General features: G+C 45.6%; 14 protein-coding genes. 1 reads left to right on the top strand and 13 read right to left on the bottom strand.

What is annotated here, in order from left to right; all coding sequences use genetic code 11:
- Nucleotides 1-87: 87 nt before the first annotated feature.
- The 13 genes from RS891_RS10785 to rpiA form a co-directional block, all read right to left on the bottom strand.
- Nucleotides 88-714 (bottom strand): GDSL-type esterase/lipase family protein, encoded by a 627-nt coding sequence (locus tag RS891_RS10785; protein ID WP_113052683.1) that lies wholly within the window; start codon nucleotides 712-714, stop codon nucleotides 88-90.
- 193 nt (nucleotides 715-907) lie between these two features.
- On the bottom strand, nucleotides 908-4,075 hold the full coding sequence (locus RS891_RS10780) for an MMPL family transporter (protein WP_315795262.1): 3,168 nt from the start codon (nucleotides 4,073-4,075) through the stop codon (nucleotides 908-910).
- A complete protein-coding gene (locus RS891_RS10775; protein WP_113052685.1) occupies nucleotides 4,072-4,530 on the bottom strand; it encodes a MarR family winged helix-turn-helix transcriptional regulator in 459 nt (152 codons plus the stop codon). Before RS891_RS10775 ends, RS891_RS10780 begins: the two co-directional genes overlap by 4 nt.
- Nucleotides 4,531-4,745: 215 nt before the next feature.
- A complete protein-coding gene (locus tag RS891_RS10770) occupies nucleotides 4,746-5,183 on the bottom strand; it encodes a GNAT family N-acetyltransferase (protein ID WP_113052686.1) in 438 nt (145 codons plus the stop codon).
- A 63-nt stretch (nucleotides 5,184-5,246) separates the two neighbouring features.
- On the bottom strand, nucleotides 5,247-6,233 hold the full coding sequence (locus RS891_RS10765) for an N-acetylglucosamine kinase (protein ID WP_113052687.1): 987 nt from the start codon (nucleotides 6,231-6,233) through the stop codon (nucleotides 5,247-5,249).
- 122 nt (nucleotides 6,234-6,355) lie between these two features.
- Nucleotides 6,356-7,069, bottom strand: a complete 714-nt coding sequence (locus RS891_RS10760) for a class I SAM-dependent methyltransferase (protein ID WP_315795261.1) — start codon at nucleotides 7,067-7,069, stop codon at nucleotides 6,356-6,358.
- Nucleotides 7,070-7,086: 17 nt separating this feature from the next.
- The gene (locus tag RS891_RS10755) at nucleotides 7,087-7,437 is read right to left on the bottom strand and encodes a hypothetical protein (RefSeq protein WP_113052689.1); all 351 of its coding nucleotides are present in this window, start codon (nucleotides 7,435-7,437) and stop codon (nucleotides 7,087-7,089) included.
- Nucleotides 7,438-7,493: 56 nt separating this feature from the next.
- On the bottom strand, nucleotides 7,494-8,465 hold the full coding sequence (locus tag RS891_RS10750; RefSeq protein ID WP_315795260.1) for an alpha/beta hydrolase: 972 nt from the start codon (nucleotides 8,463-8,465) through the stop codon (nucleotides 7,494-7,496).
- Between the two features lie 184 nt (nucleotides 8,466-8,649).
- Nucleotides 8,650-10,356, bottom strand: a complete 1,707-nt coding sequence (locus RS891_RS10745) for an ATP-binding protein (protein ID WP_315795259.1) — start codon at nucleotides 10,354-10,356, stop codon at nucleotides 8,650-8,652.
- Nucleotides 10,357-10,371: 15 nt separating this feature from the next.
- Nucleotides 10,372-11,460: a cobalamin B12-binding domain-containing protein gene (locus RS891_RS10740; protein WP_315795258.1), complete on the bottom strand. Its 1,089-nt coding sequence runs from the start codon at nucleotides 11,458-11,460 to the stop codon at nucleotides 10,372-10,374.
- 256 nt (nucleotides 11,461-11,716) lie between these two features.
- A complete protein-coding gene (locus tag RS891_RS10735; RefSeq protein ID WP_024630132.1) occupies nucleotides 11,717-12,175 on the bottom strand; it encodes a MarR family winged helix-turn-helix transcriptional regulator in 459 nt (152 codons plus the stop codon).
- Between the two features lie 14 nt (nucleotides 12,176-12,189).
- Complete coding sequence (locus tag RS891_RS10730; RefSeq protein ID WP_315795257.1) at nucleotides 12,190-12,789, bottom strand: GNAT family N-acetyltransferase; 600 nt, start codon at nucleotides 12,787-12,789, stop codon at nucleotides 12,190-12,192.
- A 24-nt stretch (nucleotides 12,790-12,813) separates the two neighbouring features.
- Nucleotides 12,814-13,485 (bottom strand): ribose-5-phosphate isomerase RpiA, encoded by a 672-nt coding sequence (rpiA, locus tag RS891_RS10725; protein ID WP_113052694.1) that lies wholly within the window; start codon nucleotides 13,483-13,485, stop codon nucleotides 12,814-12,816.
- A gap of 631 nt (nucleotides 13,486-14,116) precedes the next feature.
- On the opposite strand from rpiA, the gene RS891_RS10720 reads away from it, so the two are divergent.
- Nucleotides 14,117-15,859, top strand: a complete 1,743-nt coding sequence (locus RS891_RS10720) for a methyl-accepting chemotaxis protein (protein ID WP_315796266.1) — start codon at nucleotides 14,117-14,119, stop codon at nucleotides 15,857-15,859.
- The last annotated feature ends 18 nt before the right edge of the window (nucleotides 15,860-15,877 follow it).

Genomic DNA, 15,877 nt, shown 5'->3' with positions numbered 1-15,877 from the left:
TCTATATGTCCTCATCTTAACGGAAGTATTTCTTTCGGTCTAGTCAGCTCCGAGATAATAGTCATTCTAAGCTTCACTGTCTGCTGATCAGGCAAATGGATAGTATCCTGTACGATTCAGCTGTTCTGCAATCACGCGGTAGCCTTTGGCATTTGGATGAACCCTGTCCCAAAATAACAGTTCACGTTCTCGCCCTTCAAACCGGTCATAAACCTGAGCACAGGCATAGTTCCCCGATCCTGCACCATTCAGAAAGGAATTATATTGCCGCACCCAATACGCAGCTTCCGCCGCTTGCGGATATGGGTTGTACAAACCAATCGTACGGACCATATATACACTGTTTCCTTTCAACTGTCGGATATGCCTCATAATCTGGGACACGTTACTGCGGGTATCCCCAAGCACCTGTGTCATCTTACTTGCGTTCGGGATGCCGCCACTTGCTTTGAATGTACGAATCAGATCGTTCCCACCAATCGACAACGTAATAATATCCGCCTCACGCAGTGATTGGCGTACTCTAGGATTGTTAGATATCATCTGCAGCATTTCCCCTGACGTAAGTCCATTCACGCCCAAATTATCCATGGATACAAACGTACGCACATTCATTTCTGCCATTCTCCGATATAAAGGAACAAAGCCGGTGCCCAGCAGCGCTCCTGTACCTACCGTTAATGAATCTCCTATAGCCACATATCGATATACCATCCCGCCGCCCCTCTCTGCTGTGTTATAAACTACTCCATACACAATTCCTATATATCGTATGAGAGGAACGGAGACAAGGCGCGGGATGGTGTCCGTAGGCATACACATTTATTTGTCCGTTTTACAAATGATTGCACTAAACCATACAGAAAGCCCCGCTGGGAATCCAGCGGGGCTTTCCAATATCATTACATTACATGCCTATATTACGATCCGAATCAACGGAATCTGACTGTTCTTTGTTCGGGAATGGCCACCAATTGGCACGACCAAACATTTTCACCATTACAGGAACGAAGAAAGGCAGGAACAACAGAGAATACAAGATCAATCCGCTGAGTACAACCGTCGCAATCTGCATCATCGAAAGAACTCCCGATGGATACATTGCTGCAAAGGTACCACTCAGAATGACGGCTGCAGACAGGATGACCGTACCCATGTTTTTCATGGCATACAGTATGGCATCCTGGACTCTCATACCTTTGTTCTCATTGAAACGATCCATCAGGAAGATGCTGTAATCCACTCCCAGTGCAATCAGCATGACAAAGCCGAAGAACGGTGTAACCCAACTGATACCCGAGAACCCAAGTATATTCACAAAGATCGCTTCAGTCAGGGCCATGGATGTGAAATAAGCCAGCAGCAACGAGACAATCAGATACAGCGGCATAATAACCGAACGGAGCAGCAGGACCAGAATGATAAACGTACCTGCAAGCATCAGCATAACTGTGCGTGTGTAGTCGTTGTTGGAAACTTCCTGCAGATCTGCGAACGTACTGGTTACCCCGCCAATTGCGATATCCGCTTTTTCAAGCGCACTTCCCTGTACAGCACGATGTACTGCAGCTTCGATATCCGGAACACGATCAATCGCTTCTGTTCCATATGGATTCTCGGCAAAAATAACGTCAATCGTCATGGTTTTCCGATCTTTGGACAGATACGTATCGAATACCTGTGTGAAGTCTTTACTATTCAGTGCTTCTTCAGGAACATACCAGCCGGCCAGATCGGAATCAGGAGAGTTTTGCAATTGTGTCAGGTAGTCCTGTGCTGAATCAAGTCCACCTGAAACCTGTTCGATTCCATCTACACTCTGATTAAGACCATCTGTCAATTGCGTCAGTTGACCACTCAGATCCGAGAAGCCTTGCTGAATTTTCTCCTGACCACCCTGAAGCTGACCAAGTCCGTTCTGAATGGAAGGAATTTCACTAATCACTTTACCTTGACCGTCAGCGGCCTGTTTGAGACCGGATTGCAACTGACTAATTCCCGTTACAATCTGACCCAGACCATCGGCAAGTGCCTTCTGTCCGGATGCTGCGGAGGCAAAGCCTTCGTTCGCCTGATTGATTCCAGCAGCGGCTTCGCCCAGCTTGGTTTGAATTTGACCCAAACCTTGAGCAAGCTGTGCCGTGCCGGTACCTGTTTCACCAAGTGTGCCTTTGACCCGCTGATAATCCGCGTCTTGCAGCAAATCAGGATAGCGCTCCTCAAGCGCTGTGAACGATTCATTCAAGCTGGTCAATGCTGTAGATACACCTTTGAGCTGTTGTTGCAGTTCACCTACACCATCACCCAGCGCAGCGACACCTGCTCCTGCCTGACGATAGGCTTGAAGCAGCTGATTGTTGGCTTGTGCAAGTTGATCTGCACTCGTTTTGGCTTTCTGCAGACCTGCTTTTAGATCACCGGCGCCCGAGGAGCCGTCACGAATTCCTTTTTCAATCTGCTGAAGTCCTTCCGACAACTGTGTAATACCAGACTGCAGTTGGGAAGTACCTTTGGTCAATTCTCCTGCCCCATCCGCAGCTTCTTTAAGTTGTGGTTCATTTTTGCTTAACTGACTGCTGGCTTCGCTCAGACCATCACGGATCTTATCCAGACCCGTTTTACCTTCGCCCAAACCATCAGACAATGTCCCTACTTGTTGTGTCACTTCAAAATCTTTGATCTCATCACCGGTTGGACGTGTCATACTGCGGACACCAGCGATCCCTGGCACCTTCTCCACTTCCCGGCTGATCTTTTCGGCGAGCGCCATATACTTGGCATTATCCATGGCTTCATCATTCTGGATAACGACCTGACCTGGCAGGGATTCACCCGGACCGAAGCTGTCCGAAATGATATTGAATGCTTTGACCGAATCATATTTCTCACCAATCTCATCGAGACTGTTAAACGACAGTTTGCCGTCGTAAGTTGCCAGTAATGGCACACATACCGCTGCAACGATGAGCAGCGCTGCCCATGGACGTTTTAGGGAGAAACGACCGGCTGCTCCGTAAATCTTGCTCTCGGCATGCTCCAGTGAACCCTTGGAAGGCCAGAATAGCCTTTTACCCAGCACTGCCATGAAGAATGGAACAATCGTGACTAATGCCAGCATCATCACAGCAATACCGACAGCAACCGCTACCGCGGAACGATACAACATAAACTGTGCAAAACCAATGGCAATGAATCCAACCAGCACGGCGAGTGCTGAGAAGAATACCGTTTTACCTGCGGTGCGGTACGTAGCAATGATGGCATCCCACGTATTTTCATGATGAGCCAATTCTTCCTTGAACCGGCTAATCAACAGGATGCAATAATCCGTACCGATCCCGAACATGACTGCCACCATAAAGATCTGCGTAAATGTCGAAATAGGAAAGTCTAGACCGTCCACAAGGAACGCGACAATCTGTTGTGAAACAATGTAGCTGATCCCCACCGTAAGCAGTGGAACAAATGGAGCAACAAAAGAGCGGAATACAAGAAACAGGATGAGCAAAATAAATACTACCGTAATGTACTCCGATTTTTTGAGTCCTTCTTGGGAACTTTCCACCGTATCCTCATCAATCAAACCTTTACCGGTTATGTAATGCTCCACATTGACCGATGACAAAGCTTCATTAAGGTCTTCGCGCATTTCCTTGACTGTACGGTCTCCCTGATCAATGGAAAGCGACGTTAAGATCGTCTTGCCATCCGCAGAGATCATTTTGTCAGATAATTCAGGCTGAGAGAATGGTTCCAGTATGGACAGAATGCCCAGTTTCTCTTTTTCGGCCTCCAGTTTCTTAACAGCCTGTTCTGCCTCTGCTTTACCCTCGGCACCCAAACCATCCGGGTTATAAAATACAAGAGCCAACTGGCTGCCCTGCTGCTCACCCTTTTGTGCTGCGGCTTCATCCAGAATCGCCGCTGCCTGGGTGGAAGAGTGCCCTTCAGGAACCGAAAATTGTCCTTTTTCCCGAATCAATTCGCTCATGTTAGGAGCGGTGAACATTAATACGGCAGCCACAACAACCCATAGACCCATCAACCACCATCGTGCTTTCAAAATCGTTCTCATTCGTTCTCCTGTCCTCCTTCATGCGTTAGCAGAGCTGCTAGCTTCTCAAAAGATTCAATGAAATTCTGAACCTCTTCCGGTTTGAAATGGACCAAATACGGCTCCAGAAGCTGCTGTATTTCCTGTTCCGTTTCCTTGTATACTTCCCGTCCATTGTCCGTCAGGGTCAAATAAACAACTCTGCGGTCGCGCTCATCCCCGGCTCGATGGACCAGATCCCGATCCACCAGCTTGTTGACCAGCGCAGTGATACTGCTCTTGCCCACACACAAAAGCTCTGCCAGATCAGAGGGCGTACATAACGGTTTCTCCTCAATCAAACGAAGTGCACAGAACTGATCAGTGGTAATCGTTTGGCCCAGGCGTTCGCGTATCTGGGTATCAAAACGTTTGGTTACCAGGAAAGAAGCATCCAAATAGCGGTTAACCAAACTTCTAGCATCCGGTGTCTTCATTTTTTCATTCTCCTTTCTCCAGAAATATAGTTCACTTATAGAACTATTCTTCAATGAAACTATTCTATAATGAAACTATATTGTAAAGCAATACGTTTCTCCTATTTTTTTTATACAAACGACAAAAAAACAGGACGTCCGACTCAGCTGACTCGCCAAATCCAACATCCTGTTATGATTATGCTCTCTATACGTTACTCAGTAGTAGACAGCTACTAGTCTTCGTCTTGCTCCTCGTCCTTCTCCAATACACAGCGGAAGCGCTCCACACCCGGATACAGCTCACCCAGGCTGTACACTACGAATCCCGTATTTCGATAAAATTCCACGGCTTCCACATCGGTCTCTGCGATCAGTCTATCCGGGTTATATTGGGCCAGCACTTGTGAAATCATGCCACGACCATAATTTTTAAAACGATTCTCAGGCAGGACTGCAATATGATGAATGGTGATCTCACTCGTTCCTGTAGATTCATATCCAATCAGACCGATAAGCTGGCCTTCGTCTTCATAACCGTCCAAATGCAGCTCTTCCTTATTAACATACTGTTGTAACGCACGATTCAGGTGATCCGGGTCGGGAAAGACCGAGTAGGACAACAGCTCCTGTACTTCCGGCTCCTGTATGCGTGATTTCAATTGAATTAACACCCTGATTCCTCCTATAACTTGCTTGATTCCGTTATCGTATTGTAGTCGTTAGCCTTTAAAAATTCAAGTCGTATGCCGTTTCAGCTCCGATTGGAGTTCAGACGTGATTCTTTCAGACACCTGAATTCCTGCCAAATGATATGCATCCAGCAGCGCACCTCCGACTGCCGGCACATGGCTGGTAATGTAATGAATCTGTTGTCCTCCCGGTTTATAGGCTGCATCCAGCCCTTTTCGAACGGCCTCCACCATATAAGGTGTACTCAGACAACTTCCTGTAAGTGTCATGGGCACCTGCTGATCTTTAAAACACGATGCAAGCATAAGAATACCCACAACGGCCGTATCCGCTGCTGAATCACATACTCTGACCGCAAGGGGAATATTTTCGACTGCTGCTTCGGTAACCAAAGGAGCCATTTGACCAAATATCCGATTAATAGCCTGTCTGCTATCAGCAAAACCAGATGCGCCCAGTGCAGCAAGCTCGGGAATCGAATTTACTTTCCAATAGGCTAATATCCGCTCAATCCAGGGTTGGTCCTGCGGACCATATCGTCCCGCAAGGATGGAATGCACCGCGTCGTAAGCCAAAAAGCGAGCTGCTGTTGGCGCATAGTGGCCGAACTGGTCATTGCGAATCCAGGTCCCTTGTTCCGTTTTGCCCAGAATAAGAGAACCTGTACCTCCAATAGCTACAATGCCCGGTTCACCGCCAAAGGCTGCCGTATGTGCAATATGCGTGTCATTTACTGCACTGATTCTGCCTAATATACCGGTTTGGGCGAGTAGCGCTTCAGCCCAGACCGTATCTTCAGGCCGATCCAGGCCTGCCATCCCCGCCTGAATGGAAGCAATTTGATCCACTTCTAACCCAGCTCCGCGAATGGCTTCAGCAATACCCTCCAATACATGCTGCTCTGCGTTCGCATCATGATAGCGGTTGCAACCACCTTTTTGTACATAAGACAAAACCTTTCCGTTCTCATCGGCCACTGCCACACGTGTATGGCTTCCCCCGCCATCCATCCCAATCACATATGTACTCATTCTGATCCCCCATGTTCTGGTGTGATGATGTCCCCTATCCCATGATGCTTCTCGTGATGTTCCTATTAAGTTACCTAGTAATACGAACTGCCGGGACCTTACTACTCAATCCCGGCAGGCTACTACTGCTTCTGTGCAGCGAAACGAAGCAGTTCACAACGGAACTGTGTCGGTTCATCATATTTTTCCTCTTCGATCGTCTGTGTAACATGTTCCTGAAGCAGAATATTCCAATCCATATAAGCCTCCTCCAGTAATGCGATAGCCTCCGCTGTGGACAGGTTCAATTCAATCAACGGCTCAATCTCCCGTCCTGTGTTGATTTCCTTTTCCTCTACACTTGTACTCATCGTGATACAATGAATGCCGCCTGTACGTGTTCCCGCTTGCAAACGTTCAATAGCTTCCACTAAGGCTTGTTTATTTGAAACATGTTCCAGACAGGAGCAAGCCGCAATATAATCAAAATGATCCGGCTCGATAGCGTAATGTTCAACATCTGCTTTCTCTGCTTGCACGATATGATCTACCTGATATTCTTTCGCATATTTACGAAGTCCATCTACAGCCTCATCCAGCAAATCCACGCCGATAACTTCACTGTTTGTTTGCCCGAGACGCTGTGCAATGGGTATTGTATGTCTGCCTACACCGCATCCCAAATCGAGAACTCGCAGCTTTGTCTTATGGGTAAGCAAGCGCTCAAGCATATCCATAACCATAGGCATTGGCCTCGCCATCCAGGTACCGGACTCGAATAATTCATTATTCTGATAAAAGTTGGAATGGTACCCTGCCTCTGCTTTCCGTGCAGCCTCAAATTGTTCATTTGCCATAAAAGCACCTCCATAGCTTAGAAATTAAACGTCAATGTCCCCGAACCTGCAAACAAAATAATGGTGAAAATGACCATCACTACAAATGCCCCGGTTACGAGCAATTTACCTGTGTCCTGCTTATACGTATTATCATTAAATAACATCACGCCACCAATGGTCATGGCTACCGGAGGAAGAAACAATGTCAACAGAACAAGCAACACAATTGAATAGCGATCCAATATTAATTCATCATTTTCAATCATATAGGGTTGTTCAGGCTGAACCGTTTTGGTATTAACCAGATTGCCGCAGGATTTGCATTTGAACTCATCCTCTGCCATGTTTTTATGACAATATGAACAAACTCTAGGTGTATATGGCATCTCGCACCTCCCCTTAAGTACATCTTCTACTTAATACCCTTGATGCTTAATTGGAATCAGATGAATGCTGATCCTACAGAAGAATGCGATAGGTTCTTTTTCAAAAAGGATTCAAGCATCTCCTCGTATCGGGTACGATCCACTTGAAACGCAGTTCCATGACCCGCACGGGGAATAGTCAACAGTTCTTTGTCTGTTGGACACGCTTCATATAGTCTGTAAACCATTTCCGTCGGTACAAACGTATCTGCCTCACCGTGAATAAAAAGTACCGGAACTTGAACTTTGGCGAGTTGATTTAGTGCCGATGCCTCCCCAAAGAAGTAGCCTGCCTTCCATTTGGAAATGAAACTTGTAACGGGAATAAACGGAAATGCGGGCAACTTGTATAATTGCTTGAGCTGGAAGGTCAGCTCCTCCTTCACGGAAGTATAAGCACAATCCGATACGATGGCCTTCACCTGATCAGGCAGTGCTTCACCGCCTGTCATCAATACTGTAGCGCCTCCCATCGAAACTCCATGCAAAATGATCTCCGTCCCCGAACCGACCTTGCCCAGAACCCAGTGTGCCCATTGAACATAATCTTTACGGTCCAGCCAGCCAAATCCTATGATATTGCCTTCACTTTGGCCATGTCCCCGATCATCCGGCATCAGCACGTTATAGCCTCGTTTTTCAGCATAAAAACGCGCAAAACCTGCCATCTCCCTGCCTTTTCCCGAATAACCGTGTGCCAAAATAACCGTCGGTTGCTGCGACCCACTTTGGGAAGGAAGCCATGTTCCATGCAGCTTTAATCCATCATGTGATTCAACATATATGTCTTCGGTTGGCTGCGTATCAAGCCACGTCAAGTCAGACGAACTGCTGATTATTTCGTTATCCGGTTCAGGCATAAGGTTCGGATTATCGACCAAAAATGATTTTGGAGCACGCCGAATAGCGGTTTTGAAGAAGTAAAGTCCTCCTATCCATAACAAAATAAGTACGATAAGCATCAACAACGCAAATCCGTAAATGAACATAAACAAGTTCCTCACTTTCAGTAAATCTTCCACGTAAAATATATGTATGTCATCCCCATGTATGAATACAAAGCAGGGCAGCAATCTTAATTGAAATGTCAGATTGCATACCCTGATATGCTGTATTCCTATTTGTTACAAGATCCCCAGTCCATCTGGTTCTTTTCAGTAATCACCCGTTTCATTAGCTGTTACTCACCCTCTCCAACGCGGAGCAAGCTTCCTTGTACGCGGGTAACAAGGTATTCAGTAAAGGTTCCGCCTTCCTGGATTGGCCCGCCTTGGCAAACTGTTCGATTTTGGCGAACAGCGTGGATAAATAGTTAATACCGAGGCTGAGACTGCCAGATTTCAGATCATGAGCAATCTCCACAGCAGCGACATGATTCCCAGATACGATATGTCTCCGCAACACTTCAATTTTCCCTGGTGTTTCTTCCCGGTACATATTCAGTAACATGCCAAGCAGGTTTTGGTCCCCCTCACTGCTTAAATCTACGATTTCACTCACAATGCTCATATTCAGTATTTCTCTGGAAAGGGATGATTGCTGCCACTTCTGAACGACGTTGTTCAGTTCTTCCAGTGTGAAGGGTTTACCAATAAAGTCATTCATTCCAGCTTCAATACATTTATCCTTTTCTCCTTCCATTACATTTCCTGTCATGGCGATTACCGGAGTAGGATGACGCATTTCGTCCTCTTCCATGGTTCTGATTTTACGTGTCGCCTCAAGCCCGTCCATTATAGGCATCATGTTATCCATGAGGATCAGGCTATATGCTTTACTGAGAAAAGCGGAGACAGCCTCTTCCCCATTTGGGACAGTGTCCACCTGGGTAATACCGAGTTTTTTGAGCTGCATCATCACAACTTGTCGATTAATAACATTGTCATCAGCCAGCAGAATCGATACAGTATCCGTGGTGTCATTCTGATCTTGATTTTTCTGAGAGGAGATCTGGTCAGCCTCAGAAGAAGATCTTTCATGATTTGCCTTTCCAAGTGGAAGCTCGAACCAGAATGTGGAGCCTTGTCCTTCCTGACTCTGTACGCCAATTTGACCATTCATCAAGGTAACCAGAGAATGGCAAATCGACAAGCCGAGACCCGTGCCTTCGTACTCACTAGATCGTCCTCGCTCCGTTTGTGTATAAGGTTGAAATAGTGTCTTCTGATCCTCATCGGCAATCCCGATCCCCGTATCCTCAACCTCAAATCTTATATATTGTGAAGCCTCACAGTCTTTGGCCAGAGTAACCCGAATCTGAACAGATCCTTGGGCAGTAAACTTATTGGCATTCTGGATCAGATTAATCAAAACCTGAGTAATTCGTGTGACATCCCCTTTAAGTACAGTAGATATCCGCGAATCATAATCTAATGACAGTTGATTTCCGTTGTGCTGTACCTTTGGCTCAAGCAAACGAAAAATGGTCTCGAATATTGATTTCAGCTCCAATTCGGCGATCTCAAGTCGCATCTGTCCTGCCTCCAATTTGGATAGATCCAAAAGATCTTCAATCAGGTTAAGAAGCAGTTTGGCAGCCTCCTGAATGACAGCTACTGAGTTTTGCTGCTCATCCGTCAGAGCAGAAAGTTGCAGTAGCTCCGCCATACCCAAAATACCGTTTAATGGTGTACGAAAATCGTGACTGATCACGGCGATGAACGAACTTTTGGATTCACCTGCAGCTACGGCTTCGTTTCTTGCCGCTTCGAGGCTGGCATTATTTTTGGCAAGCTGTCGCTGCAAGGTAACCAGTTCATTATTCATCTCTGAAAATTCATTCAAAATCCGCTCTTCCTGCTCCTTGCTACGAATGATCTGATCGGATAATTGCTCAATCGTTCTGCGCAACGATTCTATCTCTCCGTATTCTTTAGACATCAATTCACCCCTCCTTTAATCGCGAATCATGCCCATATTGGGTACGGATGATGGCTGTATCAACAGATGCTCTGCAACTTCAACGGCTTCCTCCGCTCCTGGCGCATAACCGTCTGCCCCAATCGTTCTCCATAATTCTCGATCAATATTGAAAGGGTAACCCCCTACCATAATTTTCACGTGTGCTGTTGTGGGATGCAGACGAACTAATTGAATAAGCTCTTTTGCGAGATGAAGATGATACGTCATTGTAACCGAGAGCGCAATCACATCCCCCTGATGCCGCTCAATCGCTTCAATGATGCTTCCATTAGGAACATTGGCTCCCAGATAGTAAGTATCCCATCCTTCCATCTCGAACACATCCGTGAGCAGGCGTAGCCCAATTTCGTGCTGCTCGCTGCCTACACATGCTGCCACCAACTTTTTCTCTTGAACGTTATGAATCATCCAGCGGGAATACAACCGGGATATGATCGCCTGAGTAGCTGCAGTGCAGAAATGCTCCTGTCCAACACTGATATAATTACGCTGCCACAATCGTCCAATCTCGTACTGAACAGGCTGAAAAATAAATCGATACATATCACGAATGGTGGCTCCGCCTTCCAGTTGTGCTTCAATAATACGTGCAGCCTCTTTCCGGTCACTGTCCAGCAACGCGCAAAGATAAGATTTAGCAGCTATTCCATAAGGCATCGAGTCATTAATATAGCCCGACAATGTCTCAGCTTGTTCCATTCTGAAGATTCCCTTGTTCAAATATTCAATCACAAGTGCTTTGGATGGATTGTAAAATTCTTCTTCCAAAGTTTGTTTGATCAAATTCAGATTGATTGCCAGATCTTCGGTCGACACGTTATAACCCGCCAAAAGAACCTTGAGCCAGGAAATATAGTGGGTAAACAGGCTTGGACTCTTCACAAGCACGCTCTCGGCCAGGTAGTTCAAACTATATAAAGAATCCTGTTTGGTACGCATTCGTCCATTTTCGCCAAAACGCTGTATCAAGTCCGGCTGTAAAACATACTGCTTCTCTGTTATTTTGTCTGCCAAGGCATCTGCCCTTTTCAATAGATGCTCTCCAGCTTCTTGATGAGTCATATTATATCATCCCTCCTTCCATCACCCTTTTCTCAATTTGTACATCCCTTGTGCCCAAGAAGGATGATTGATGTCGGCTAACTGTTTTTGGGATATTATTTAGGTAAACATTATCTCTTTCGTATTCCTGAATCCTGAATCGAATTAACATTCAGTTCATTTATTACTCACAACAATTTTCCTATATTATGAATAGTCCTGCAAGTGATTTAGCAAGGATAATTCCTTTTTTTGACAAAAAAACTGACCTGCGTTATTAACGCAAGTCAGTTTTCCCCTCTGCAGCGAGTCCAAGTTTTTTTAACAAACGAATAGCATCTGCCTTTTCCGAAGGTTCCAGTCCATCCACCGCATCAATGATCACCTGGTGGTGCTGAGGAAAGATTTGGGTGAACAGATGTCTTCCTTCCTCCGTCAATTCAGCGTATATGACACGCCGATCTTCCTTGGATGCTCGACGAATCAGCAAGTTTTTGTTCTGAAGCTTGTCCACAACATACGTGATATTGCCGCTGGACATTAACACTTTTTCACCGATCTTTTGCAATGCCTGCGGCCCTTTATGGTATAACAAATCAAGCACGCCAAATTCTGTTGTATTCAGTCCATGACTCTGGATATCCCGGTTGGACCTGGATGTAACGGAATTATATGCGCGAGCGAGAACCACAAATAATTGTAGAGACAGTTCCCGATTGTCCTCGTTGTTCGGCATTTCTTAATCCTCCATCAGTTGTTTACATTTCGACCTGCGCCTGAAGATCGTATCTGCTCCCACTCTTCGCGCAGCATTCCCATACGAATCGAATCATAATGCTTGCCATCCACGATGCGGCATTTGCGCATACGTCCTTCCAACTGCAGCCCCGCCTTCGAAGCTGAACGCATCATCCGTTCATTGCCTGACCAGGTTGTCAACCCAACCCGGGCCAGGAGCAATTGTTCGAATAAGTAGCTGGACCACATCTGAAGTACTCGCGTGCCAATCCCTTGCCCCCACTGGGCTGAACGATATAGCACTATTCCCATTTCCAGCCACATGGATGGACGATGTTCCCAATAGTAGCTGATTGTACCGACGATTCGGCCATTCAGCTCAATAATTCGAATGGAGTCCGGATCAGCAATGCTCTGAGTTGCTTCAAGTCTTCTTAACATGCTCCGTTCGAAGTCTTCGAAGCTCTCATGTTCAAGGGCATAATATGGCGCATCCCATTGCTTCCATTCCGGTACGTCTTCACTGTAGATCAATTCATAGAGTTCAGTCAGATCCTCTTTCTCCACACATCGGAGAACAATTTCACCATCCACTAACGGATTTTTCCCCATCTATGCAATGACCTCACTTTCCGTTCATGAACGATGACGCTCATCGATGCTGCCATCATCCTTCGCAAGAATGACGGTGTCCGCCATTTTAATAAACAGTCCATTATCGACAACACCTGGGAGCATATTTAACTGAACGTTAAGCTCTGCAGCATGTTCTATGGCTTCCATGCGGCAATCTGCAATGAGGTTTCCATTATCCGTAAGATAACGTTGATCCCCATCCATGCGCCATTCTGGGTGACACCCGAGTTTCTCCAGCGCCTGGAAGGTCCATTCTGAAGCAAACGGTACCACTTCAACTGGCAACGGGAATTTCCCCAGCTTTTGTACGTCTTTGCTGCCATCGGCCACAATAATCAGTTTGTCGCTGTTCGCGGCTACAATTTTCTCACGCAAGAGTGCACCGCCGCCACCTTTGATCAGGTTAAACTCAGGATCAACCTCATCTGCACCATCAATAGTAAGATCCAGACGTCCAATTTGATCAAATGGAATGATCGGAATTCCCCACTCTTTGGCAAGCTTGTCCGATGCTTCCGAAGTTGCTACAGCCTGAATATTCAACCCTTCACGTACTCGCTCACCAATTCGACAAATAGCGTAATACGCCGTTGACCCTGTACCCAATCCAACCTTCATTCCATCTTGAACATATTCTGCCGCGCGCTCAGCTGCTATCTGTTTAAGATTCATCTATAAACCCCCGCCTGCTCATGATTTGAGAAATGCATACTGTAGTTATTATAGATAAAACCGCTTCCGATGTATATCTGTGCATGACGTGTTCAACTGGAAACCTTGGCCTGTTTCTCTGCTTCACATGTGTCATTGATGCTGCTTATGTACATTCTTGGTTAGCTTCTCCTCCCTGATATTTGATTTGTGTGGCAGAAGAAAGTCCGTTTTCTGTCGTTTTCACTATTTTTTCAATGTTTTAGGATGTTTTTTAACCCACCATGTTATAGAATACAGAATGAAACTAAAAAATGGGAATTATTTTAAATAAACAGTTCTAAATACCTAAATTCTACTTTCATATGTCCATAAATACGTAAAATATTAAAAAAGTTTTAACAAAACTATTCAATTTGACGACATTTTATACGACATATTAAGTATAGATGTGTTTTAATAATTAGACACCCATGGGTATCTAGGTAAAAATATCTCTACATAGCGACCAGAAACCCAAGACCATGGTCGCATATCACGCCTTTGGAGGGGATACGGAAATGACTTAATTTGCATCATGAAGACACAAACATATTATCAATTCAAAGAAGATCAGGAGTGGACTTTAGTGAAATCATTAAGTTGGAAAAGCATGTCTTTTTTCTCCAAAAATCTGTTGCTTTCATTTACTAACATCATTATTATCGGCGTGGCACTTATTGCCAGCAGTTATTACTTTCAAAAGACGATCCTCGTAGACCAGCTACATGGTCAAGTGGAACAAATCACCAAAAAATGGGCAGAGGGCATTGATTCCACCGAAGTGCAGGCTGCTATTGCAGAAGCCAATTATGATGGAAAAGCCCAAACCAAATTGCGTGCCTATTTCGATGAAATGCAGCAATATTATCCCAACATTGCACAAGCTTATATCTTTGGCGTAGAACTGGGTGGGGATAACAAGCGGTTAACTTCCCTTGTTGCCATGCCAACCAATCTAAAGGAAGCCTTCCAGAGTGAAAATGTGAATATCGGCGACATGTATGAACAACCTGTCGTTGTAGCAAATGCACTGAAAGAAATGGTGAATACGGATCGCCCAACGTTCACCACATTTTATTCCGACGATTTCGGAACCTGGACAACCATTGCTTATCCGATCAAGGATAGTAACGGCAAGATTTACTCTTACTTTGCAGTCGATGCAGACGCATCAGCAGTACCTGCCGGACTGAATAAATTGCTTAAGAACGGAATAATCATCCTGGTAGCGTTCCTGCTGTTGTTCCTGATTATCCAATATCTTGTTGTCAAAAACACGCTCTCCCCTATTCGTCACCTGATCAAAGGGATTGATGACGTAAGCCGGGGTAATTTGAATGTCAAAATTCCGACAGGCAAAGACGATCTGGGCATTGTGAACGAAAAGTTCAATACCATGGTTCGCAAAATCAATGATACCATCGTCAAAGTGCAAATCACTTCGCAAGAAGTTAACGAGTCTGCCAAGGAGCTGTATGAAGTCTCCGAGAGAAACAGCGAGAATGCTGATTCTATTAATAGTAATGTTACTCAGATTACATCCAACATTCGTGCGCAGGAACAGGCAACCCGCGATAGTGCTCGTGCAATGTCCGAGATGGCTATCGTCATTCAGACTATTGCCAGCAGCTCAGCGAGCGTAGCTGACGAGGCCTATGAGATGGAACGTAGATCGCAACAAGGAAACAGTGTGGTTCGTCAAGTATCCGAACAGATGAATTTGATTACGGAATCTGTTAAAAACACCGCATCGGCCATTCAGGTTCTGGAGAGCCGCTCTCAGGAAATTGGCGATATTCTGAATATTATCTCTGGCATTTCCAGCCAAACGAACTTGCTTGCGCTGAACGCATCCATTGAAGCAGCACGTGTTGGTGAAGAAGGTCGAGGATTCGCGGTTGTAGCAGGTGAAGTACGTAAGCTTGCTGAGCAGTCTGAACAATCCACGAGCCAGGTTGCCGTACTGATTCAGGAGATTCAGGCTGAAATTAGACAAGCCGTTCGTGCGATGGAACAAGGAACGTCTGAAGTGGATACCGGGCTGAGCGTAGCTGATCAAACCGGTCAATTGTTCGAAGAGATTTTGGAAGCAGCCAAGAAAGTATCGAATCAGATTCAGGAAGTATCCAGTGCTACAGAAGAAATTTCTGCAGGTACAGAAGAAATGACCGCTACTGCGGATGATTTGTCTGCGAGTGTGAGTAAGACAGCTGACAATAGTGAGCGGATCTCTTCATCCGTTGATGAACAAAAAGCGTCACTGATTACACTTGTTGATTCCTCTACCCGTTTGAACAGCATGTCTGAGGAACTGCAAGAACTGATCTCGCATTTTAATGTAAGCAAACAATAATTCAACCCACAACTTGAA

Source organism: Paenibacillus sp. BIC5C1, assembly GCF_032399705.1.
Lineage (GTDB): Bacteria > Bacillota > Bacilli > Paenibacillales > Paenibacillaceae > Paenibacillus > Paenibacillus taichungensis_A.
Note: the sequence above shows the minus strand (reverse complement) of the source record. Positions and strands in the feature narration are given on the sequence as shown.

Excerpts from the sequence above, each read along its gene's own strand:
- RS891_RS10785 (WP_113052683.1), bottom strand. The coding sequence starts at position 714 with ATGGTATATCGATATGTGGCTATAGGAGATTCATTAACGGTAGGTACA.
- RS891_RS10745 (WP_315795259.1), bottom strand. The coding sequence starts at position 10,356 with ATGTCTAAAGAATACGGAGAGATAGAATCGTTGCGCAGAACGATTGAG.
- RS891_RS10765 (WP_113052687.1), bottom strand. The coding sequence starts at position 6,233 with ATGAGTACATATGTGATTGGGATGGATGGCGGGGGAAGCCATACACGT.
- rpiA (WP_113052694.1), bottom strand. The coding sequence starts at position 13,485 with ATGAATCTTAAACAGATAGCAGCTGAGCGCGCGGCAGAATATGTTCAA.
- RS891_RS10755 (WP_113052689.1), bottom strand. The coding sequence starts at position 7,437 with ATGCCATATACACCTAGAGTTTGTTCATATTGTCATAAAAACATGGCA.
- RS891_RS10750 (WP_315795260.1), bottom strand. The coding sequence starts at position 8,465 with ATGTTCATTTACGGATTTGCGTTGTTGATGCTTATCGTACTTATTTTG.
- RS891_RS10740 (WP_315795258.1), bottom strand. The coding sequence starts at position 11,460 with ATGACTCATCAAGAAGCTGGAGAGCATCTATTGAAAAGGGCAGATGCC.
- RS891_RS10735 (WP_024630132.1), bottom strand. The coding sequence starts at position 12,175 with ATGCCGAACAACGAGGACAATCGGGAACTGTCTCTACAATTATTTGTG.
- RS891_RS10780 (WP_315795262.1), bottom strand. The coding sequence starts at position 4,075 with ATGAGAACGATTTTGAAAGCACGATGGTGGTTGATGGGTCTATGGGTT.
- RS891_RS10760 (WP_315795261.1), bottom strand. The coding sequence starts at position 7,069 with ATGGCAAATGAACAATTTGAGGCTGCACGGAAAGCAGAGGCAGGGTAC.
- RS891_RS10720 (WP_315796266.1), top strand. The coding sequence starts at position 14,117 with ATGTCTTTTTTCTCCAAAAATCTGTTGCTTTCATTTACTAACATCATT.
- RS891_RS10730 (WP_315795257.1), bottom strand. The coding sequence starts at position 12,789 with ATGGGGAAAAATCCGTTAGTGGATGGTGAAATTGTTCTCCGATGTGTG.
- RS891_RS10775 (WP_113052685.1), bottom strand. The coding sequence starts at position 4,530 with ATGAAGACACCGGATGCTAGAAGTTTGGTTAACCGCTATTTGGATGCT.